Genomic DNA, 22133 nt, shown 5'->3' with positions numbered 1-22133 from the left:
CCCGCCAACGCCGCGAGCTGCTGGCCAAGGAGAACCGCGCCAACCGCGACTGAGCCAACCCCGGGGGGTTAAAGTTCCCGGAACCGCTGGGGGTCACTATCGGGAGTCCGTTGACAGATCCTGGCCAGTGTCCACCTGGCGACCGCGACCTGGACGCTGCACGCCATTGCCACGCCGTTTTGAAGGACGTGCCGCCAAGACCGAAGACGCCGCACGCATCAGCCTCACCGAAGGAGTTCGACCCTACGCCACACTGCCACGGAGGAGGCTTGGCTGATGATTGAGGCCCACCGAGAGCGGCGTGTGCTGGGCGAGCAGACCGAACTCCGTATCAAGGACCTCGACCGCATCTCCTAGCCGTGATGGTCGAAGACCCCTGTTCCTGAGGTTGATGCCGCCATGCAGAACAGCGCCGAAGCGAACATCGAGAGCAGGTGCGCGCCGCAATAGAGGTGACTGCAGCGTGACATTGTCGTACGTTATACCTTCATCTGCATGTCATATCGTGGCTGGGGAACGCCGCAAAAGCCAGACGAACTGAATCTCGAAGGAGCTGCCGATCGTGGCTTTCCAGACGCCCGTGACTGTGGAGGAGATCCTGACGTCAATCCATCGGAAGGAATATCTGCTGCCGGCGATCCAGCGCGAGTTCGTCTGGAGTGCCGACCAGATCCGGTGGCTCATCGACAGCCTCATGCGGGGATACCCGATCGGCTCGTTCCTGCTCTGGAAGGTCGAGCCGCAAACAGTGGCTAACTACACCTTCTACGACTTTCTCACACACTATCACGAAAGGGACACTCCCTATGCAACTAAGGCGACGGTTCCTTCCGGAAGTGGCGTGACCGCGGTACTGGACGGTCAGCAGCGACTGACCGCCCTAAACATCGCCATATACGGCAGCCACGCCGAGAAACGAAAGTACGCCTGGTGGAGCAGCTCCGACGCATTTCCCAAGAAACGGCTATATCTCAATCTTCTGGAGGATGCCGACCCGGACGAAATGGGTCTGCGATATGATTTGAAGTTTCTCACCGACGCCGAAGCTGCCCCAGGAGACGGAAATCCGGACCGCTGGTACCCGGTCGGGGCGATTCTCAACCTGGAAAACGCGGGCCCAGCGCTGAATAGCGAACTGACAAAACGCGGCATCGACCTCAATGATGTACACCCATACCAGCGCCTATATGACCTATACGAGGCGGTACGTTCACGTAAGCCGATTAACTACTTCCTCGAAAAATCACAGGACTCGGACAAGGTCCTCGACATTTTCGTCCGGGTCAACAGCGGCGGCACCACGCTGTCGTATTCAGATCTACTCTTATCGATGGCGACCAACCAGTGGCAGCAACTCGACGCACGAGAAGAGGTGCGCCAGCTGGTTCAGGAACTCAACACCGGCGGCACCAGAGCATTTTCCTTCTCCAAGGATGCCGTACTCAAGACCGCGCTCATGGTCGCCGGGGTCGATCTTCGATTCAAGGTCTCCAACTTCACCGCCAGCAACATGCAGAGGGTGGAGAATGCATGGAGCACTACGCGAGCTGCCATGATGAAAGCGGCGTCGCTACTTGATCTCTTCGGCTTCACCAGTCGAACGCTCACGGCGGCCAGCGTCATAGTCCCCCTGTCCTACTACCTGGCCCGCCGAAATCTCCCAGACAGCTACCTAACCTCAAGCGCAGACGCGAAGGACCGACTGGCGGTTCGGCAGTGGGTGACTCGGTCCCTAGTGAAGCGCGGGATCTGGGGATCCGGGCTGGACACCCTGCTGATCCGGCTTCGCCAGGCGATTGACGCCCACGGTGCCGACAGCTTCCCAGTGGCCGAAATCGAGAAGGAGATGGGAACACTCGGTAAGTCGCTTACCTTCGAGCCAACGGAGATTGATGAACTGCTAGAGCTCAAGTACGGCAGCCAGCGCACCTTCCCAGTGCTTGCGCTGCTGTATCCCGGTCTGGACCTATCGAAGGACTTCCACGAAGATCACATCTTCCCGCGCTCCCGATTCACACCCAAGCGACTCCGGGACGCCGGCATTGATCATGCTTTGGTGGGCACCTACCGAGCGACGGTTGACCTGTTGCCGAACCTTCAACTCCTAGCAGGTGTACCGAACACCGAAAAGCATGCCAAGCTACCGGCCGAATGGCTCGCGCAAGCTTTCGCCACCGACGCCGAGCGGCAAACCTACCTTCATGAGAATGACCTCCAAGACTTGCCGCTTGACCTGCGGGAGTTCCTCGCGTTCATCGAGCAACGCAAGCAGCGCATGCGGACGCGACTGAACAGCATGCTCGGGGTCGACTGAGCCCCAGCTATCAACCAGCAACGGTGTCTCCACACCGTTCCCCCATCGGCACTGATGGTGTAACGCTGGGTAAACGACCGGTAATGTCACAAGCAAGTATCGCCTCGCCCGCCTGCTGCCGTACCCGGATGCGGAGCGGTAGCGTGCTGGCGCACGGGCGCGAAGATCGCAGGATACGGGCGGGATGGACGTTTTCAAGGTTCACCAACAGCTGATCGCCGACTACGCGGCGTTCACATCGGGTTTCACCGAGATCGAGGACGAGCGGATCAAGGAACACGTCCAGAAACGGCTCGGTGAGGGCGAGCAGTGGCCTGATCCCTACCTGTCGCTGAATCCGAACTTCGCGCCCGGCGGTTCCATCACCCAGCTCATCGGGCAGGGCCTGCTGGTCGAAGAGTGCGAACGCATCTTCCGCGTCGGCAAGGACGACTCTTCTGAGGGTCACGTCCTCAACCTGCACCGTCACCAGCGTGAGGCTGTGGAGATCGCGCGGACCGGCGCAAGCTACGCGCTCACCACCGGGACGGGGTCGGGTAAGAGCCTCAGCTATATCGTGCCGATCGTCGACTGGGTGCTCCGCCAGAAGGAGAGTGGCGCCTATCAGCCGGGCGTGAAGGCGATCATCGTGTATCCGATGAACGCCCTTGCCAACAGCCAGGTGCACGAGCTCGACAAGTTCCTCAAGGAGGGGTACGGCCCCGGCCGTGAGCCGGTGACGTTCCGCCGGTACACGGGGCAGGAGAAGGGGCATGAGCGGCAGCAGATCCTGGCCGACCCTCCGGACATTCTGCTCACCAACTACGTCATGCTCGACCTGGTCCTGACCCGGCCGGGTGAGCGGGACAGCCTCATCACCGCGGCGCGGGGCCTGCGATGGCTGGTTCTCGACGAGTTGCACACCTATCGCGGCCGGCAGGGAGCTGACGTGGCGATGCTGGTCCGCCGCGTACGGGATGCATGCGAGGCCGATGAGATCCAGTGCGTGGGCACGTCCGCCACGATGACAACCGAGGGCAGCGAGCAGCACCGCCGCGAGAAGGTGGCGGAGACCGCGACCCGGCTATTCGGTGTTCCCGTGGCGCGGGCGCATGTGATCGGCGAGACGTTGGAGCGTGCCACCACAGCGGATCCGGACGCCGTGACCGGGCTCGAGATCCCTGAACAGGACTACGACAGTTTCATCGCAGACCCGCTGGCGGCGTGGGTGGAGGCGCAGTTCGGCGTGGTCGCCGATCCGGCCACGGGTGCGCTGACCCGTCCGCCCCGTCCGCGTACGGTCCCGGAAGCCGCTCACGATCTGGCCGCTCGGACCGGATACACCCCGGAGGAGTGTGCGGCGGCGATCCAGGAAACGCTCAAACGAGGCGCTGCAATCAGCCATCCGCGGACGCAGCGGCCGGTGTTCGCCTTCCGGCTGCACCAGTTCCTTTCCAAGGGTGACGACGTCTACCTGAGCATCGAGCCGGAGGACGTCCGGTACATCACCAGCCGCTATCAGAAAGTGGTTCCACAGCCCGGCAAGGAAGACCACATCCTGCTACCCGCGTCGTTCTGCCGGGAGTGTGGTCAGGAGTACCTGACCGTGCGACGGGTGGACGACAAGGGGACCATACGGTTCAAATCCCGCCGTGACGTGGATCAGACCGGTGATGAGCTGGACGGCTACCTCTATATCTCGAGCGATTTCCCCTGGCCGGACACGACACAGATCGCGGTCGACGATCAGCGGGTGCCGGAGTCGTGGCTGGAGACGTCGAGTGACGGATCCCCCAGTGTGATCGCGGCCAAGCGGAAGTACCTCCCCGAGATCGTTCATGTCGCCCCGAGTGGCTATGTGGACGAAGACGGCACCCGCGCAGCGTATATCGCTGCCCCTTTCACCTTCTGTCTTGCCTGCCGGACGTCGTACGAGCAGGTGCGCGGCAGTGACTTCGCCAAGCTGGGGTCGCTCGCGGTGGAGGGCCGCAGTTCGGCCACAAGCGTGATCAGCTCAACCGTCGTGCGGACCCTGCGCGAGAACCCCGAGACTGAGAAGCCTCAGCGTAAGCTGCTGGCGTTCACGGACAACCGGCAGGACGCCAGCCTGCAGGCCGGCCACTTCAACGATTTCGTGCAGGTCGTCCAGCTCCGCGGCGCTCTCTACAGGGCCCTTCAGGCGGCCCCTGACGGCCTCACCCACGAAGTGATCGCGCAGCGAGTCACCGAGGCGCTGAATCTCGCTTTCGCCGACTTCGCACAGAACCCCGAGGCCAGGTTCACTGCGGAGCGCAACACGTGGAAGGCGCTACGCCAGCTCATCAACTACCGGCTCTACCTGGACCTGGAACGCGGCTGGCGGATCACGATGCCGAACCTGGAGCAGACGGGCCTGCTGAAGGTCGATTACTTGGACCTCCCAGACATCGCTGCGGCGCAGGATCTCTGGGACGGCGCGCACTACGCGCTGCGGGACGACCGGCCCGAGTTACGTGACGAGCTGTTGCGGATTCTGCTGGACGAGCTGCGCCGGGTCTTGGCGATCGACGCCGACTGCCTGACCGAGCCCGGGTTCGTGCAAATCAGGGAAGAGAGCCGCCACTATCTCAAGGATCCGTGGGCTATGGAGCCGACGGAGAACGTGGTCTACGCTGCGGTCGCCTATCCCCGCGCTGGGCGGCATGGTGGGCTGCGATCCAGCGAGGATCTGCATCTGACTGGGTTCGGCGCGTATGGGAAGTACCTGCTGCGCGAGCACACGGGTCTTTCCCGGGACGACGCGCACGCGATGATCCGGGACATGCTGGCGGTCCTGGAACGCTGCGGCGTCCTCGTCCGGGAACGGGACGGTTACCAGCTCAAGGCCTCGTCGATCATCTGGCGACTCGGGGACGGCAAGGCGGGGGCGGAGGACCGGATCCGCAAGCATGTGGCGGCCGAGACCGGCCCGCGGATCAACCCGTTCTTCCAGCGCCTCTACACAGAGAAGGCAGCCAACCTCGCCGGCCTGCAGGCCCGGGAGCACACCGCCCAGGTCATGAACGAGCTGCGCAGCATCCGTGAGGAGCTGTTCCGCGCCGGTGATCTCCAGGTCCTCTACTGCTCACCCACGATGGAGCTGGGCATCGACATCGCCAGCCTGAACGCGGTCGCGATGCGCAACGTCCCGCCCACCCCGGCGAACTACGCCCAGCGGGCGGGCCGGGCGGGCCGGTCCGGGCAACCAGCCCTGGTGGTGACCTACTGCGCCACCGGCAACGCCCACGACCAGTACTACTTCCGGCACCGTGACCAGATGGTGGCGGGGTCGGTGGCCGCACCTCGGCTCGACCTCACCAACGAGGACCTGATCCGCTCTCACGTGCATGCGATCTGGCTGGCCGAGACCGGGCTCCCCCTCGACAGCTCGATCAGCAAGATCCTCGACATCGACGCCCCCGGATTCCCTCTACTGAAGAAGGTGTGTACGGCGGTCGCCAACGCGCACGCTCAGACCCGGGCGGGAGAACGGGCCCGCGTGGTCCTGGCGGAGCGCGTCAGCGAGCTGGACCTGACCTCATGGTGGCACGACGACTGGATCGATCGGACCGTTCAGGACGCGGCGAAGGAGTTCGACGCCGCATTCGACCGCTGGCGCGAGCTCTACCGTACGGCGCAGGCCGAGCGGGAGGAACAACACCGCATCATCGGCGACCACTCCACCGGCAAGAAGAATCGCGACATCGCGACCGCCCGCCGGCGCGAGGCAGAAAACCAGCTCAAGCTCCTCCGCAACGAGGACTCCGAGGACTTCCAGACGGACTTCTACTCCTACCGATACCTCGCCTCCGAGGGGTTCCTGCCGGGCTATTCGTTCCCCCGGCTGCCGCTGCGTGCCTACATTGCCGCCCGCAAGGGCAAGACCACCGAAGTCGAGTTCATCCACCGGCCGCGTTTCATCGCCATCCGCGAATTCGGCCCGGATGCCCTCATCTATCACGAGGGCTCGCGCTACCAGGTCAAAGAGGTCCAGCTCGCCCCAAACGAGCAAGGAGGCAGCGGGCTCGACACCAAGTCCGCACGACGCTGCGAGTTCTGCGGCTACCTGCACGACTCCGTCGTCGGCATCGACATGTGCGAGTCCTGCGGCGGACACCTCGGCAAGACCATGCACCGGCTGCTTCGATTGCAGACCGTCAAGACGGTACGCCGCGATCGCATCTCCTCCGACGAGGAGGAGCGGCGCCGTGCCGGATACGACCTGGTCACCTCCTACCGCTTCAACGACCACGGCGTCCGTCCCGGTCGTCTCGACACTGCGGCCGTGAACAAGGGCGCCGTGCTCCAGTTGCAGTACGGCGACACCGCGACGGTGCGGGTCACCAACATGGGACGCCGGCAGCACACCAGCACCGGGTTCTGGATCAACGTCCACACCGGCAGGTGGTTGTCGGAGAAGGACGCGCTCACCCCCAAACTCAACCCCATCGACGACGCCGGCCGGGTTCAGGCCAAGCAGCAGGTCATCCCGTACGTCGAGGACCGCCGCAACATCTTGGTCACCCGCATGGCGGCAGCGGTGCGCGAGGAGACGGCGATCAGTTTCATGTACGCGCTGGAGCGCGGGATCGAGGCCGAGTTCCAGCTCGAAGATAGCGAACTGACCAGCGAACCCCTGCCCGACGAGGCCCACCGCGGCCGGGCGCTGTTCATCGAGAGTTCCGAGGGCGGCGCGGGGGTGCTGCGCCGCCTGGTCATGGAGGACGACGCCCTCGCCAACGCCGCCCGACGGGCTTTGGAGATCGCCCACTTCGACCCCGACACCGGGGAGGACACCGGTGGTGCGATCAGCGGCGAGCGCTGCGCCAAGGCCTGCTACGACTGCCTGCTGTCGTTCAGCAACCAGGGCAAGCACGAGCAGATCGACCGCCATCTGGCGCGTGATCTGCTGCTGGCCCTCTCCCGGGCCTGCGTACCCCGGCCCCCGGCGACTAAGCCTCAGGACACCTGGGAGCCGGTTCGCTCCGACGCCGAGTCGAACGATCCGCTGCACGCGTTTGTGCGCTGGCTGGAGGAGTGGGAGTACCGTGCGCCGAACGCAATCAAGGTGAACCTGAACGGCATACGGGTCGAAATGGTCTATGAAACTCCACACGCGCAGGTGGCGGTGTTCGTCGACGGCCCGGACAACGCCGATGTACCCGGCCGCGATGAGGACGCCGAAGACGAGCTTCGCGATCTGGGGTGGAGCGTCGTGCGTGTCCCCTACGGTGGGGACTACGCGCAGATCGTGAAGAAATACCCGAGTGTGTTCGGAACGAGCCGCAGGGAGCAGCGTTGACCCCCGTCTACAGCCCCGGATCACTGGTCCACGCGCGTGGCCGCGATTGGGTCGTGCTCCCGGAAACCACAGACGCGTTGCTGGTCGCCCGGCCGCTGGGCGGTGGCGATGACGAAGTCGCCGGCATCCTACGCGGGGTAGAAGACATCACCCCGGCCACATTTCCGCCCCCGCAAACGGCCGAGGCCGGCAATGCGGTGAGCGCAGGGCTGTTGCGCACCGCGCTGCGGGTCGGGTTCCGCGCGACGGCCGGGCCGTTCCGATCCTTAGCCGGGCTCGCGGTGGAGCCGCGGCCATACCAGCTCGTGCCCCTGCTGATGGCGCTGCGACAAGAGACCGTACGGCTGCTGATCGCCGACGACGTCGGCATCGGAAAGACGATCGAGGCATCCCTGATCGCCGCCGAGCTGCTCGCCCAGGGCAGCGCTACCGGCTTGACCGTGCTGTGCAGCCCTGCACTCGCCGAGCAGTGGCAACAAGAACTGGCCAGCAAGTTCCACATCGACGCCGAATTGGTCCTGCCGAGCACCGTCAAGCGACTGCACCGCAACGCCGTCCTGGCCGATGACGAGTCGATCTTCCACTATTACAAGCACACGGTCGTCTCCACGGACTTCATCAAGTCGCCAACCCGGATGAAGGAATTCATCCAGTCGTGCCCGGACCTGGTCATCGTGGACGAGGCGCATACCTGCGTCGCGGACGGCTCGACCAGTGGCAGCCGCACCCAGCGCTACAACCTCGTCCGCGAGCTGGCCGCGGACAAGGACCGGCATCTGCTCCTGGTCACCGCGACCCCGCACAGCGGCAAGAACGAGGGTTTCCACAACCTGATCGGCCTGCTCGACCCGGCCCTGCCAGGCCTCGATCTCGATGACGCGAAAGGACGCGACGAGCTGGCCAGATTCATGGTCCAGCGCAGGCGTGGCGACATCCGCAAGTATCTGGATGAGGAGACCAAGTTCCCCTCCGATCGCGAGACCCACGAGGAGCGCTACTACCTCACCGACGACTACCGGAAGCTGTTTCGCCAGGTCCTCACGTACGCCCGGGAGACGGTACGCGACGCCTCGGGTGGGCAGCTTCGCCAGCGGGTCCGCTACTGGTCGATCCTCGCGCTGCTGCGCGCCCTCGCGTCCTCGCCAAAGGCCGCGGCGGCCACTCTGCAGACGCGGGCCAAGAGCATGGACTCCGAAACGCCGGAGGAAGCCGACCGGATCGGCCGCGCCACGGTGCTGGACATGGCGGAGGACGAGGCCGCCGAGTCGATCGATGTCATCCCCGGCGCCGACGACCTTGACGATGACGACCAGAGCGAGCGGGCGAGGCTCCTACGCTTCGCCAAGCAGGCGAGCGCGCTGACCGGAAAGGGCGACGCAAAGCTCACGAAACTCACCGATGTCGTCCAGGGACTGCTCGCCGACGGCTACGACCCCATCGTGTTCTGCCGATTCATCGACACGGCCGAATACGTCGCCGACCACCTGCGCAAGACGCTCGGAAAGACCGCGGAGGTCGGCTGCGTCACCGGCACCCTCCCGCCTAGTGAACGCGAGGCCCGCATCAGCGAGCTGAGTGCGACCGAGGGCCGCCATGTCCTCGTCGCCACCGACTGCCTTTCCGAGGGAGTCAACCTGCAGGAGGCATTCCAGGCCGTCGTCCACTACGACCTGGCGTGGAACCCGACACGGCACGAACAGCGCGAGGGACGTGTCGACCGGTTCGGCCAGCCCGCCGACACCGTCCGCGCGGTCACCATCATCGGCGCCGACAACCTCATCGACGAGGTCGTCATGCGGGTCCTGATCCGCAAGCACGAGGAGATCCGCAAGAGCCTCGGCGTGAGCGTCCCTGTGCCGAACTCCTCGAACCAAGTGGTCGAAGCGCTGATGGAAGAGCTGATGAGCTCCCCCGGTGAGACTTGGCAGCAACTGCCGCTCGACGGCTTCGGTGCGGGCGACCTGCACGCCGAGTGGGAGAGCTCCGCGGCCAAGGAGCGCCAGTCGCGCACCAAATTCGCCCAGGTCGGTATTAAGCCCGACGAGGTCGCCCGGGAACTGGCGGAGGTCCGCGCCAGCCTCGGCTCCTCCAGCGAGATCGAAGCCTTCGCACGCGAAGCCCTGGACGCGCTCGGCGCATCGATGACCGACCAGGAGGATGGTTTCACGGCGGTCACCGCGACTCTGCCGAGCGGCCTACTGGACACGCTCCCACCAGGGCAGGCCCAGCCGCTGCCGTTCCATCGCGTCCTTCCCGTGCCTCGCCGGCATGCCCATCTCGACCGTACGGACCCCTCCGTCGGTGCGATCGCCCGCTATGTGCTGGATGCGGCGCTGGACCGCTCGGTGTCCTGGCCGACCTCGAACCGTCCGAGCCGGTGTGGCGTCATGCGCACGGCCGCCGTGCAACGCCGTACGACCCTTCTTCTCGTCCGGTTCCGCCTGCATCTGGAACTGCCGGCCAAGAGCGGGAAGAAGCTCCTTGTCGCGGAGGAGGCGCGAGTCCTCGCCTTCCGCGGCAAGCCGACCGCACCGGAGTGGCTGCCGCAGGGGGAGGTGGAGACGTTGCTCACCTCCAAGCCGAGCGGCAACGTGGCCTCCGACATCGCCCGCGACGACCTCGACCGGCTGCTTGCTCTCGAAACTGGCGTGGATCAGAACGGCGAAGAGCAGACCTGGCCTCGGTTGATGTGGGAGCTGGGAAGCGCCCTCGACGCCGAGGCGCACGCGATGGCGGAACGACTGCGCGAGTCACACGCCCGAGCGCGGGCCGCCTCGCGGCAGAGCGGCATCAGCAAGATCACCGTCACCCCGAACACCCCCGCCGACCTCCTCGGCGTCTACGTCTACGTCCCGGTCCCCTCCGGAGTCACCAAGTGAGCGAGCGAGACATCAACCAAGGCGCCCAGGTCGTGGCGGCACCAGCCAGTCGTGAGGGCAGCGCATGAGCCGTTCCCCCTTCCCTTCGGTTCGCACCGCCGGCGGCCTGCTTCCGGCCGACCTGTTCAACCGGATCCTGGAGGCCAAATCCGGGGAGAGCACGCTCCCCGGCCGGGAACCGCAGACATACGGGCTGCTCCCGCACGAGAACGTCCGCGAAGCCGCCGCGCGTGCCTTCGACTACCTCAACAGCGCCTGGCAGGCATTCACGAAAGAGCGGGAGAAGGCCGCCCAGGAGGGCCGGACGCCGCGTACCCGCGACCGATGGCTGGTGCCGCTGCTGCGCCAGTTTGATTACGGCCATCTGACCGCGGCGAGCGGCATCACCGTTGATGGTGTTTCCTTCCCGGTGAGTCACCGCTGGGAGCACGTGCCCATCCACCTGCTCGGCTGGAACGTCGACCTCGATCACCGGACTCCCCGTGTCACCGCCCAGGCTCCGCAGTCGATGGTGCAGGAGCTGCTCAACCGTAGCGACGACCATCTGTGGGCGATCCTCTCAAACGGAAGCAAACTCCGGCTGCTGCGGGACTCACGGGCGCTGGCCGGGTCGGCGTTCGTCGAATTCGATCTGGAACTGATCTTTTCCGAGCAGCTCTTCGCCGACTTCGTGCTGCTGTTCCGGCTGTTCCACGCGTCGCGCTTCGCCGTACCTGCGGAGAAGACGCCCGCCGACTGCTGGCTGGAGCGCTGGCGCGCCGATGCCGTCCAGTTAGGCGAGCGAGCGCTGGCACGGCTGCGCACCGGCGTCGCGCAGGCCATCAACACCCTCGGCACCGGTTTCCTCAGGCACCCGGCGAACGACGCGCTGCGCGCCGCCCTGGAAGGCCACCGGCTCAGCAAGGAGGACTACAACCGGGCGATCCTGCGCCTGGTCTACCGGCTGCTGTTCTGGTTCGTGGCGGAGGACCGCGACGTCCTGCTGATCCCGCTCCCCGACGGCCCGGAACGGGCCCACGAGCGCAAGCTTGTCCTGGCCGCGCGAGAACGCTACACGAGGTACTTCTCGGCCCAACGCCTGCGGGAACGGGCCATTCGGGGGGGCACGGATCACCACGACGACCTCTGGGAGGCTGTCCAGCTCGTGCTCCAGGGCCTTGGCGAGGAGAACGGACGTCCCGAGCTGGCGATCCCCGGTCTCGGCGGGTTGTTCGAGCGCGTCACAGAGGACGATGAAGGCACTCCCTTGGAGCGAAGCCGGCCGGATGCGCTGGACGCCCCGCTGGAAGGCATGCGGATCGAGAACGGACACCTCCTCAAGGCCATCCGCCGCCTGGCCGTCGTCGACTCGGAGTTCCAGCGGCGGCCGGTCAACTTCCGGGAGCTCGACTCGGAGGAGCTCGGCAGCGTCTACGAGTGGCTGCTGGAGTTCCACGTCGAGCTGGACACCGCCGAGCGCACCTTCACGTTAAAGAAGGCAGACGGGAACGATCGCAAGAGGTCGGGTTCCTACTACACGCCGTCCTCACTTACCGAGGCGCTGCTTGACACTACGCTCGACCCGGTTCTGGATGAGGCCGCTGGCAGCGCCGACACGGTCGACGCCAAGGTCGATGCCCTGCTGAACGTGACGGTCTGCGACCCGGCCTGTGGCTCCGGTCATTTCCTGGTCGCTGCCGCCCGTCGGATCGCCCGCCGCGTCGCGCAGATTCGCTCCGGGGAGGACGAGCCCTCACCCGATCTCGTACGGCATGCCATGCGCGAGGTGGTGTCACGCTGCATCTACGGCGTGGACATCAACGATCTGGCGGCTGAGCTGGCCAAGGTGTCGCTGTGGATCGAGTCGGTCGAGCCGGGCCGGCCTCTGGCGTTCCTCGATACCAATATCCGCGTCGGCAACGCTCTGCTCGGCGCCACGCCCGCCCTGATCGACGCGGGTATCCCCAAGGAGGCGTTCAAGCCGATCGAGGGCGACGACCGCGCGGTGGCGTCGGCCGTGGCCAAGGAGAACGCGATCGAACGGGATCATCGGTCGCATGGTCTGACGCAGGTCAGCCTGTTCGACGAGGCTCAGCTCGACCGATCCAATGCGGCGATCGCCGAGGGCACCCGTGACATCGTCACGTTCCTGCCCGACGATCTCACTAAGGCGGCCGTGCAGCGGCGCAGGCTGCGTCTGGTCGACGCGGAACGCCGCGCCGCCAAGCGCGTCGCCGATGCCTGGTGCGCCGCGTTCGTGCAGGAACTCACTCCCAGGACCCGGACGACCGCCATCACCCAGGCGGCCCTGGGCTGGATCGGCGGCGAAGAGCTCGATGAGCACCAAGCCTTGATCGCCGACCGAGTCGACGAACTCACCAAGCAGTACCAGTTCTTCCACTGGCATGTGGAGTTCCCGCATGTGTTCCGGGTATCGCAGGATGGCCGGGAAGACCGGAGTACCGGCTGGAACGGCGGTTTCAGCTGCGTCATCGGCAACCCGCCCTGGGAGCGGGTGAAGATCCAGGAGAAGGAGTTCTTCGCCTCCCGCAACGAGGACATCGCGAACGCCAAGAACGCGGCCGCCCGTAAGAAGGCCATCGCCGCGCTCAAGGACAGCGACGAGGAGTTCGAGCGCGACCTCTACGCGGCGTTCACGAAGGAGTTGCGGCAGGCAGACGGCATCACCCTGCTTCTGCGTGACTCGTGCCGCTACCCGCTGACCGGCCGGGGCGACATCAACACCTACGCCGTGTTCGCCGAAACCGGCCGCATGGTCATCTCCCCGTACGGCCGGGTCGGCATGGTCCTGCCTACCGGCATCGCCACCGACGCGACCACGCAGTTCTTCTTAAAGGACATGGTGGAGACCAAGACCCTCGCCTCGCTGTACGACTTCGAGAATGAGGAGAAGCTCTTTCCCAACGTGGACCATCGTGTCCGGTTCTGCCTATGGAGCGGCTCGGGCCGCCGCGCATCTCAGCGGCGGATCAGTCTGGCGTTCCGGCTCCGGCAGGTGCCGCAGATCGCCGAACGCAGGTTCGTCCTCACTCCCGAGGACATCACCCGGCTGAACCCGAACACCGGCACTCTCCCGGTTTTCGACTACAAACGGAACGCCGACATCACGATCGGCATCTACCGCCGCGTTCCCGTCCTCTGGCCGCAGTCCCCCGAACACAATCCGTGGGGCCTGTCGTTCTTGGCCATGCTGCACATGGCGAACGATTCCGATCTCTTCCGGCCCAGCGCCGCTCGGGACGAAAGCATGCAGGACATGCTCGACGACGGATGGACGTTCGACGGCAACGTTCTCGTCCGCGACGGTGAACGGCTGCTGCCGCTGTACGAGGCGAAAATGCTTCACCACTTCGACGACCGGTTCGGCACCTACGAAGGCCAGACCGAGGCCCAGGCCAACGTCGGCACCGTCCCTCGTCCGACCCCGGATCAGAAGGACGATCCAACCTACGCCACGATTCCTCGGTACTGGGTACCGGAGGAAGACGTCGAGGAGCGGCTGTGCCCCAAGGAGGACCTTCGAGCCCGAAGAGTCGTTCAGTGGGACCGCGGCTGGCTGCTCGGCTGGCGTGACATCTGCCGCAGCTCCGACACCCGGACTGTGATCAGCTTTGTGCTTCCGCGCACCGCTATTGGGCACACATCGCCCCTGATGCTCCCGCAAGTCGAGCGAGTGACTGGTCTATATGCCAACCTCTGCTCGTTTGTTCTGGACTTCGTCGCCCGCCAGAAGATGGCTGGTACACACCTCACCTACAGCTATCTCAATCAGCTGCCGGTGTTGCCCCCTTCGACGTACGAAGTGGAGTGCCCCTGGGATAGCGGCGAGCGGCTGGACGGCTGGGTACGGGCGCGGGCGCTGGAATTGACCTACACCTCCTATGCGATGGAGCCGTTCGCCCGAGACCACGGTGATGACGGTCCGCCGTACCGGTGGGACGAGGAACGGCGATTCAAGCTGCGGGCTGAGCTCGACGCAGCCTATTTCCACCTCTATGGCGTCACTCGCGACGACGTGGAGTACATCATGGACAGCTTCCGCGCGTTTCGAAACGTCAGCCCGGATCTGTTCGCCCGTACCAAGAATGTGATTCTGGAGATCTACGAGACTATGGCGAAGGCGATCGCGGATCGCACACCCTACCGGTCCGTCCTCACTCCCCCGCCCGGCCAAGGCCCCCGCCACCCTCAGCAGAGGCCCGGCCCCTCGGAGAACGATCGTGGCTGACAGCGTTCGCATCGAGGCGATGTTCCGTACCGCCATGGAGGTGCTCCGGGACAGCCCGGAACCCCTGACCAAGCGACAGGTCACGGAGGCGATCGCGAGCCGGTTCGAGTTCACTCCGTATGAGGACCAGCGCGACGACCACGGCCGCCCTCGCTGGGAGGTAATGCTCGGCTGGCGGACCGGCGACGCCGGCACCGTCGGTTGGATCACCAAGCGCGATGGCCAGTGGGCGCTCACCGAGCCTGGCCTCGATGCCCTGGAGACGCATTCCGAAACCGAACTTTTTGCGGAACTCCTGCGTCGCTACCAGGAGATCAGGAAGCACCGTCTCCAGGCGCACAAGGCGCTGTCGGGCAGCGAGCAGTTGCTCGCTAATGCCCTTGGTGTGGTCCCAGGAGGCAGCTGGACCTCGTACCGGGACCTCGCAGAGGCGACCGGCCTTCCGGAAGAGCAGCTTTCCCATTTCCTCGCACATGTCGACATCCCCGGTGCGTACCGAGTGGCTTACGAGAACGGCACGCTGCCCAGCGACGGTATGCGTCACTTCCGCTACCGGGGCGGCGACATCGCACGACGGCTCAAAGCGGAAGGCGCGACATTCGACGATCAGGGGCGCCTGGCCGCCGAGGACCGTGTGCCCGGCGGGGAAATTCGGGAACGCCTGGCCCAGCTCCCACCTGCTGATCCGGAGTCGCAGATCCAGCGGGCCTGGCTGGTGCGCGGGTCATCGGTGGATGGGCGCGACCTGGTGCCGATCTGGCTGCACAAGGGGTCCGCCTCTCTGGCCGCGTCCAGCCTGCAGGACATCCCCATCCCCGTCGCCCGCGACGAGTTGAAGGCGATCGTCGAGGACAACTATCAGCACAAGTCCTACGCGGTGCGCGAGGCGAAGTTCGCTGAGTTCGACGCGTTCTGCAACCGGATGCGGCCCGGCGACTACGTCCTCACCACCACTCAGGGCAAAACATACGTCGGTCGGATCACCGGGGATGCCGCGTACGTCGCCTCCTCCGACAAACGCTCCAACCTCCGTCGATCCGTCGAGTGGCTCAACCCCACGGCTCCGGTGCCGTTCGCGAACCTGCCTCAGCCGCTCCCGGCGAAGCTGCACAGCCAGTCGGACGTGGTCGAGCTGACCGAAAACATCGGCGCGATCGAGGAACTGCTGGCCGCCCTCGACATCGACCTCGGCGACGCCGCGTCCAACCCGACCAAGGAACTGGCCTTTCCCGCAATCAGCCAGGATCTGGCCAACGAAATTCTTGTCGACCGCGTGCAACTCCAGCGGTTCGCCGACCTCCTCTGGGAGAACAAGCAGCTCATCCTGTACGGTCCGCCCGGCACGGGAAAGACCTTCATCGCTCGGAAGCTCGCCGGAAGCCTCGCCGAACCGAGCGCAATCAAGCTGGTGCAGTTTCATCCGTCCTACACCTATGAGGACTTCTTCGAGGGGTTCCGCCCGGTGCAGCGCACGGACGGGCGACTCGCCTTCGAGCTACGCCCAGGACCATTCCGGCAGCTCGTCGAGGCTGCCAAGCAGCACCCCTCTGACCCGTACATTCTGATCATCGATGAGATCAACCGGGCGAACCTGGCCAAGGTCTTCGGCGAGCTGTACTTTTTGCTCGAATACCGTGACGACGCCATCGGCCTGCTCTACTCGGGCGAGACCGACTTCACGTTGCCTCCGAACGTGTTCGTGATCGGCACCATGAACACCACCGACCGATCGATCGCGCTGGTGGACGCGGCGATGCGCCGCCGGTTCCGCTTCGTCGAGCTGCACCCGGGCCTCGATCCCGTCAAAGGCCTGCTCGGCCGCTGGCTGGAGCGGCTCCGCAAGGATGACGAGGCTGCCGTGCACAACCTGGACGCCCCCGAGGTGCTGAACGCGCTCAACGCCCGCATCGAGGACCACGACCTGGCGATCGGCCCGTCGTACCTGATGAAGCCCGGCATCTACCGGCGCGAGGACGGATTGGCCGACGTCTGGGAGACCGCGATCTTACCGTTACTCGCCGAGCACCACTACGGCAGCCCGCCCAGCGTCCTCGACCGCTACCGCCTCGCCTCCCTCCGCCGAGGGCTGGCCGCGCCCGAATGAGAATCGAGGTCGCCGAAACCGGCCACACTCTGGAACAGCTCAGACCCTCGCAGGGACGCCGGCTGGCAAGCTCCGGAGTCGTGGACGCGCGGCCATCGCCGTACGAGCCGGACCTATGGGAGATCACTCCGCGCGGCAAGGTCGGCGTCGCGCTAATCGGCGACGTCGAGGTCTGGGTGACACCGAAACTACCGATCGACCGGCTGCTCTTCCTAGTCGGATACGCGATCGATCCCAAAGGGTGGCGGGACGAGACCGTCCACCTGGACGTCAGGGACGGACTGCTCCCAGCCGTAGCACAGGCCCTGTGGCGACAGAGCGAGCGCGCCCTGCGCCAAGGGCTGCTCCAGGGATACCGCACCATCGAGGAGACCTCGTACGTGCTCCGCGGGCGCCTCCGGGAAGGCGATCAGCTCCGGCGGCACCATGGGCGCGTGATCCCGATGGAGATCCGCCACGACGACTTCGCCGTGGACATCCCCGAGAACCAGATCCTCCTGGCCGCCATCACGCGGCTGCTGACCGTACCGCGAGTGGATGGAGAGTCCCGGCGGCGGCTGGCCGCTCTGCGGGCCAGACTGGCCGATGTCACCACCCTGGTCCGGGGGACTACGCTACCGGACTGGCACGCCTCACGACTGAACACGCGCTATCACACGGCACTGCGACTGGCAGAAATCGTCTGGCGGGCGACCTCCCCGGAGCACTCCCCCGGCGCGCTGGCCGCCAACGGCTTCCTCTTCGACCTACCGAAGATCTTCGAGGACTTCGTGACCGTGGCCGTCTCGGAGGAACTCCACGCCAGGTACGGCGGAGCCGCGTACCCCCAGTACAACTGCCACCTGGACGAGGCATTGGCCGTACGGATGCGGCCCGACCTGGTGTGGGAGCTGAGCGGTTGCCCCTCGGCCGTGGTTGACGCCAAGTACAAACGAGAGAAACCGGCCGGCTACCCGGACGCGGACCTCTATCAGATGCTGGCTTACTGCACCGCGCTGCGGCTGCCACGCGGCCATCTGATCTACGCCAAAGGGAACGTCAATGCAGCCTCTCACGTGGTACGGCATGCGGGGATAGAAATCGTCTGTCACGCACTCGACCTCAATGAAGCGCCTGAGGTGCTTCTGTCGCAGGTAAGTCGCATAGTGGCCAATCTGGCGGCGGAGTCTCGGACGCCTGGAGGGAGGATAGCGTGGCACGGCTGAGGCATCGAGAGCGGTGGCCGCTTACACCGGAATCCACTCAGAGAATCAACGACCTCCCACAACAGTGTCGGCGACAGGATCGACCAACGCCTACTGCAGCGTAGTCCTCGCGCCGCATCCAGACGACCTCTACATGCTGTATCAATATGGCCCATTGCGGCCAGTTGTACACGTGGACGCGCCGCCTATGAGTCACCGCAAATTGCGCAGTCGGCGTATCCGAGTCACCGACATCATGGCGGTCGAGGATGCTACGGCCAAGAACTATCACCGAACATGCTGCGAGATGCTTTACCTGGTTGAGCGAAGCAGAACCACCCGCGATCAGTACAGGCGGTGCCATCATGTGTGAGAGCGACTTGGCGGTGTTCGTTCACGATACGAATCACAAATCAGGGGAGCTGAAGCTAGGGTACGAACAGGCGAAGGACCGAGGCTGGCTGGTGTTCCGCTACGACATTTGGGAGCAACGTGTGGGAAGGTTGACCATCATTTTCAACCCTAAACGGAGAGCCCGATGACAGGCCCTCCCCTACGGGACGACCTGATACAGGACTATCTACCCGGAGCGCTGGTGCGAGCTCGTGGCCGTCATTGGGTAGTGCTGCCAGAGAGCACAGCTGACCTCGTGGTGGCCCGCCCTATAAATGGTGACGGCGCGTTTGTAACTGGGCTGTTCCGGGACGAGGTCCTCCCCGCGAAGTTCCTGCCGCCGGTGCCCGTGCCGGGCGCCATCGGTGACCACCGCGCCGCATCAATGTTGCGCACCGCATTGCGGTTGGGTCCCGCAGCAAGCGCCGGGCCACTGCTGTCGCTCTGCGCGATTACCGTTACCCCACGACGGTACCAACTCGCCCCCCTGATTCTTGCCCTGCGCCAGCAGACGGTACGCCTCCTTATCGCTGACGATTTCGGTATTGGAAAAACAGTTGAAGCTGGGCTCATCGCCAAGGAATTACTCGCGCGAGGGGACGCACAAGGACTTTCGGTGATATGCCCACCGGCACTGGTCGAGCAATGGAGAGATGAACTGGCGAAGAAGTTCGCTATAGATGCAGAGCTGGTTCTGCCCTCTACTGCGGCGCGCCTACAGAGGGCAGCGGGAAACGACTCAATCTTCGAACGGCACCCGTTTACCATTGTCTCGACGGAATTCATCCAGCAGGAACGGCGCTGGAATCTATTCGCCCGTACATGTCCTGACCTCATTATCGTGGACGAGGCACACATCTACGTCAACTCGATCGGTAGTAGGCAACGCCAGAAACGGTATGAGCTACTGCGCAGGATCGGGATGAACACCGCCGCCAACTGGTCCTCCTCGTGCCGCGGGCAGAGTTTGTGCATGGCCTGAACGAGACGACTGCCACGATCAGCGCCAGCAGAAAACACACCGGCGATCGTCATCCGCTGGATTCGGCACACAGCAACGAGGTCCCCAGCCATCGCTGCTCAGGCCTCCTCGTCGAGGGAAAGGTCAGCGGCAACGATCCGCGCATAGTGATTTGGTTCAAATCCCCCTCCGGCATCAACTCTTGTGTAAGATCAAGGGTTACTCCCGGGCTGCGGCTCCACTCCAAGGAGCCTGAGCAGTTCGGCGGTTGGGACGAGATAGGCGACGCCGACGCGGATGATGCGACAGGGGAACTCGCCCTTCTTGGCCAGCTCGTACGCCTTGGTCCGCCCAAGCCCACGAGCCCGGGCGGCGGTGAGCAGGTCGACCGTCGCAGGCAATTGCTGCAGCTCGGCCAGGGTGAGGCCCTTCATTTCTTCTCCATCAAGCTTGCCGGCCGGGTGAACCCGACCACATCAGAACGAGCCGAATAGGACGCGTAGCGCACGACGTCTCCGGTGTGCGGCGCATGGATCATCTGGCCGGGAGCGACGACGATCCCGACATGCCCGGGCCCGCCGGCTCCCGGGTGCATGAAGACCAGGTCGCCTGGCTGCTCCTGGCCGCGAGTGACAGCGGGCCCCTGGCGCCACTGGTCGGCGGCGACGCGCGGCAGCAGGATCCCCGCGTACTGATAGGCGCGCATGGTCAGCCCCGAGCAGTCGAACGCGCCGGGCCCCTCAGCTCCCCAGGCGTACGGCTTGCCAAGCTGCATCCGCGCGTAGGCGAGGACACGGCCGGCCACGGCAGTCGGCGCCAAAGGAAGCGCGCACAGCTCCTCCCCCACGCCAGCCGAGCCCGAAGAGTAACCGCGGGCGAAGTCGAGGACCCGGCGGACGTACCAGTCGGCGTGGTTGTAGCGCCAAATGGCCCGGTACATGTCCGCCGGCGCTCCGCTCGCCTTCAGGTACTTCGCCGCCGACGGGATCGCGTCGGCCGGGTCGTAGACGTCGGTCCGCCCGTCGCCGTTCCCGTCCACGCCGTACGCCGCCCAGGTCGAACCGAGGAACTGCATGGGCCCCATCGCGCCGGCGCGGTTCGCACCATCCCGGGTACCGACGCCGGTACCGCGCCCGTGGTCGCTTTCGGCCTTACCGATCCCCGCGAGCACTTGCCAGGGGATGCCGTACCTCTGCCCGGCCTCCTGATACAGCCGTAGGTAGTTCGGCGGGATGTCACCGTCCTGTCCCTGACCGCAGCCAACGGAGCCGCTCAGGGCGGTGAACGCCAGGATCAGCCCGAGCGGTATCGCGATGAGCAGACCGGCGGCCGCCACGAGCAGCCGCACGGTCATCGAGACCGGCCGGTGTCACAACTCCCGCGCAGCTCGGTCCCGAGCCTGCTGCGTCGCCAGTCGTCCGGCACCCGGCCTGCTCTCGTCATTCCCACTGCCCCCCGCTATCGGATGGGGCTGTCGCAGCACGTCGAGGACCGCGTTCCACGAGTAGCGATAGTCCTTGCCGGTCCGCAGCGCCGGGATCTGGCCGGCGCTGGCCATGCGGCGAACAGTCTGCGCCGACAGCCCGAGCTTGGCGGCCAGCTCCTTGGTGGTCAGCACGTCCGGGTCACGGCCAAGCGGATCGCTCATGGTCACTCCTCGTGGTCAGCGGTCACCGTTCAGTTTCCCCCACGCGACTGCGACAGCACGTCTTGTGAATACCTGAAGACGGATGCAGCCGTTTGAGACTGCTTGCGCTCTGGAATACCCACGGAGCGTGACAGTCACGCTACCGATTGCGACAATCCATCGACCCCATGTCAGCAAAGGGAGGGCAATCCATGCTGGTCAGCGCAGTTGCCGACATGCTTCAGGCGGGGCCGGTGCCGAATCCGGCGCCGATCGCACCGCCGGGCCTAGAGAGGCCGATCACGACCATCCTCGGCTGGGGGAAGTGGGGCGTCATCGTCGCTGGCGTCGCCGGCCTGCTCATCTGCGGCGCGCAGATGGCGATCGGCCGCAAGAACCGCTCCTCCTTCGCCGCCGACGGCGCATCCGGCATCCCCTGGGTGCTCGGCGGGCTGAGTTTGGCCGCGACCGCCTCCGGCATCGTCGGGATGTTTCTCCGATGAAGGCACCCGTCCTCGTCCTGGTGCTGCTGACGGCGTGCGCCTGCGGCACGTCGACAACCCCGGCTTCCCCGGCTCGCCAGGCGCGCATCACTTGGCAGGACTTCCATGGAGTACGGCTGCCGCTGTCGGACCTCGACGGCCCACGCGTGCTTGACCATGACCGCGCCAAGGGCTTCTCCCACACCCGGGACGGTGCGCTGCTCGCCGCACTGCACATCGGCATTCGGGCGAACTCGCAGTGGGGTCCGACCGTGTTCGAGCCCACAATCACGGAGCAGGTAGTCGGTCCGGACGCAGGTCGTCTCTTGGAGCAGACGCGGACCACATACGAAGAGAGCAGGCAGGAAGCCGGGCTCCCCCAAGGCAGTCCGCTCGGGAAGGCCTACGTGGACGAGGAGGCCTACCGCTGGGAGTCCTATGCCACCGACGCCGCCACCGTCGACATCGTCAGCGCCGGCCCGGACCCACGTGGCACCACGGTCCGAGCCACCACCCGCATCCAGGTCGTCTGGCGGGACGGCGACTGGCGCGTGGTCGCGCCGCTGGACGGCGACTGGGGCAATGCCGCGACGGAGCTCAAGTCTCTCGACGGCTACACCCGCTTCGAGGAGTGACCAGCCATGCCGTGCGAAAGCCTGCTT

General features: G+C 65.3%; 12 protein-coding genes. 9 read left to right on the top strand and 3 right to left on the bottom strand.

Going from position 1 to position 22133, the window contains the following annotated elements; translation table 11 throughout:
* The first annotated feature begins 562 nt into the window (after positions 1-562).
* The 7 genes from HHX40_RS34785 to HHX40_RS34755 all read left to right on the top strand — a co-directional run bounded on the left by HHX40_RS34785 (position 563) and on the right by HHX40_RS34755 (position 19383).
* Complete coding sequence (locus tag HHX40_RS34785) at positions 563-2314, top strand: DUF262 domain-containing protein (RefSeq protein ID WP_182883952.1); 1752 nt, start codon at positions 563-565, stop codon at positions 2312-2314.
* A gap of 184 nt (positions 2315-2498) precedes the next feature.
* Positions 2499-7613, top strand: a complete 5115-nt coding sequence (locus tag HHX40_RS34780) for a DEAD/DEAH box helicase (protein WP_182883951.1) — start codon at positions 2499-2501, stop codon at positions 7611-7613.
* A complete protein-coding gene (locus tag HHX40_RS34775) occupies positions 7610-10492 on the top strand; it encodes a helicase-related protein (RefSeq protein WP_182883950.1) in 2883 nt (960 codons plus the stop codon). Before HHX40_RS34780 ends, HHX40_RS34775 begins: the two co-directional genes overlap by 4 nt.
* Positions 10493-10556: 64 nt before the next feature.
* The gene (locus HHX40_RS34770) at positions 10557-14720 is read left to right on the top strand and encodes an Eco57I restriction-modification methylase domain-containing protein (RefSeq protein WP_182883949.1); all 4164 of its coding nucleotides are present in this window, start codon (positions 10557-10559) and stop codon (positions 14718-14720) included.
* Positions 14713-16824 carry an AAA family ATPase gene (locus tag HHX40_RS34765; RefSeq protein WP_182883948.1) on the top strand — a complete coding sequence of 704 codons (2112 nt, stop codon included), beginning with the start codon at positions 14713-14715 and terminating at the stop codon, positions 16822-16824. Before HHX40_RS34770 ends, HHX40_RS34765 begins: the two co-directional genes overlap by 8 nt.
* Positions 16821-18029, top strand: a complete 1209-nt coding sequence (locus HHX40_RS34760; protein WP_182883947.1) for an McrC family protein — start codon at positions 16821-16823, stop codon at positions 18027-18029. Before HHX40_RS34765 ends, HHX40_RS34760 begins: the two co-directional genes overlap by 4 nt.
* 601 nt (positions 18030-18630) lie before the next feature.
* Complete coding sequence (locus HHX40_RS34755; protein ID WP_310738409.1) at positions 18631-19383, top strand: DEAD/DEAH box helicase; 753 nt, start codon at positions 18631-18633, stop codon at positions 19381-19383.
* Between the two features lie 191 nt (positions 19384-19574).
* Here HHX40_RS34755 and HHX40_RS34750 read toward each other — a convergent pair whose 3' ends face one another.
* Genes HHX40_RS34750 through HHX40_RS34740 form a run of 3 tightly spaced genes read right to left on the bottom strand, consistent with a single transcriptional unit; the run spans position 19575 to position 21010 of the window.
* Complete coding sequence (locus HHX40_RS34750) at positions 19575-19796, bottom strand: DNA-binding protein (protein ID WP_182883945.1); 222 nt, start codon at positions 19794-19796, stop codon at positions 19575-19577.
* Positions 19793-20716 carry an NlpC/P60 family protein gene (locus tag HHX40_RS34745; RefSeq protein WP_182883944.1) on the bottom strand — a complete coding sequence of 308 codons (924 nt, stop codon included), beginning with the start codon at positions 20714-20716 and terminating at the stop codon, positions 19793-19795. Before HHX40_RS34745 ends, HHX40_RS34750 begins: the two co-directional genes overlap by 4 nt.
* A 15-nt stretch (positions 20717-20731) precedes the next feature.
* The gene (locus HHX40_RS34740; protein ID WP_182883943.1) at positions 20732-21010 is read right to left on the bottom strand and encodes a helix-turn-helix domain-containing protein; all 279 of its coding nucleotides are present in this window, start codon (positions 21008-21010) and stop codon (positions 20732-20734) included.
* A 191-nt stretch (positions 21011-21201) separates the two neighbouring features.
* Between HHX40_RS34740 and HHX40_RS34735 the strand changes: the two genes are divergently transcribed.
* Both HHX40_RS34735 and HHX40_RS34730 read left to right on the top strand, forming a co-directional pair.
* Entirely contained in the window at positions 21202-21492 is a 291-nt protein-coding gene (locus HHX40_RS34735; RefSeq protein ID WP_142624562.1) for a hypothetical protein, read from the top strand.
* Complete coding sequence (locus HHX40_RS34730) at positions 21489-22106, top strand: hypothetical protein (RefSeq protein WP_182883942.1); 618 nt, start codon at positions 21489-21491, stop codon at positions 22104-22106. Before HHX40_RS34735 ends, HHX40_RS34730 begins: the two co-directional genes overlap by 4 nt.
* Positions 22107-22133: the final 27 nt, after the last annotated feature.

It is taken from the genome of Microbispora sp. H10949 (assembly GCF_014161435.1).
Lineage (GTDB): Bacteria > Actinomycetota > Actinomycetes > Streptosporangiales > Streptosporangiaceae > Microbispora > Microbispora triticiradicis.
The sequence above is the reverse complement of the archived record's forward strand: the minus strand, read 5'-3'. Positions and strand labels throughout refer to the sequence as shown.

Coding starts and splice junctions, on each gene's coding strand:
- HHX40_RS34735 (WP_142624562.1), top strand. CDS start 21,202: ATGCTGGTCAGCGCAGTTGCCGACATGCTTCAGGCGGGGCCGGTGCCG.
- HHX40_RS34730 (WP_182883942.1), top strand. CDS start 21,489: ATGAAGGCACCCGTCCTCGTCCTGGTGCTGCTGACGGCGTGCGCCTGC.
- HHX40_RS34760 (WP_182883947.1), top strand. CDS start 16,821: ATGAGAATCGAGGTCGCCGAAACCGGCCACACTCTGGAACAGCTCAGA.
- HHX40_RS34745 (WP_182883944.1), bottom strand. CDS start 20,716: ATGACCGTGCGGCTGCTCGTGGCGGCCGCCGGTCTGCTCATCGCGATA.
- HHX40_RS34770 (WP_182883949.1), top strand. CDS start 10,557: ATGAGCCGTTCCCCCTTCCCTTCGGTTCGCACCGCCGGCGGCCTGCTT.
- HHX40_RS34780 (WP_182883951.1), top strand. CDS start 2,499: ATGGACGTTTTCAAGGTTCACCAACAGCTGATCGCCGACTACGCGGCG.
- HHX40_RS34740 (WP_182883943.1), bottom strand. CDS start 21,010: ATGAGCGATCCGCTTGGCCGTGACCCGGACGTGCTGACCACCAAGGAG.
- HHX40_RS34750 (WP_182883945.1), bottom strand. CDS start 19,796: ATGAAGGGCCTCACCCTGGCCGAGCTGCAGCAATTGCCTGCGACGGTC.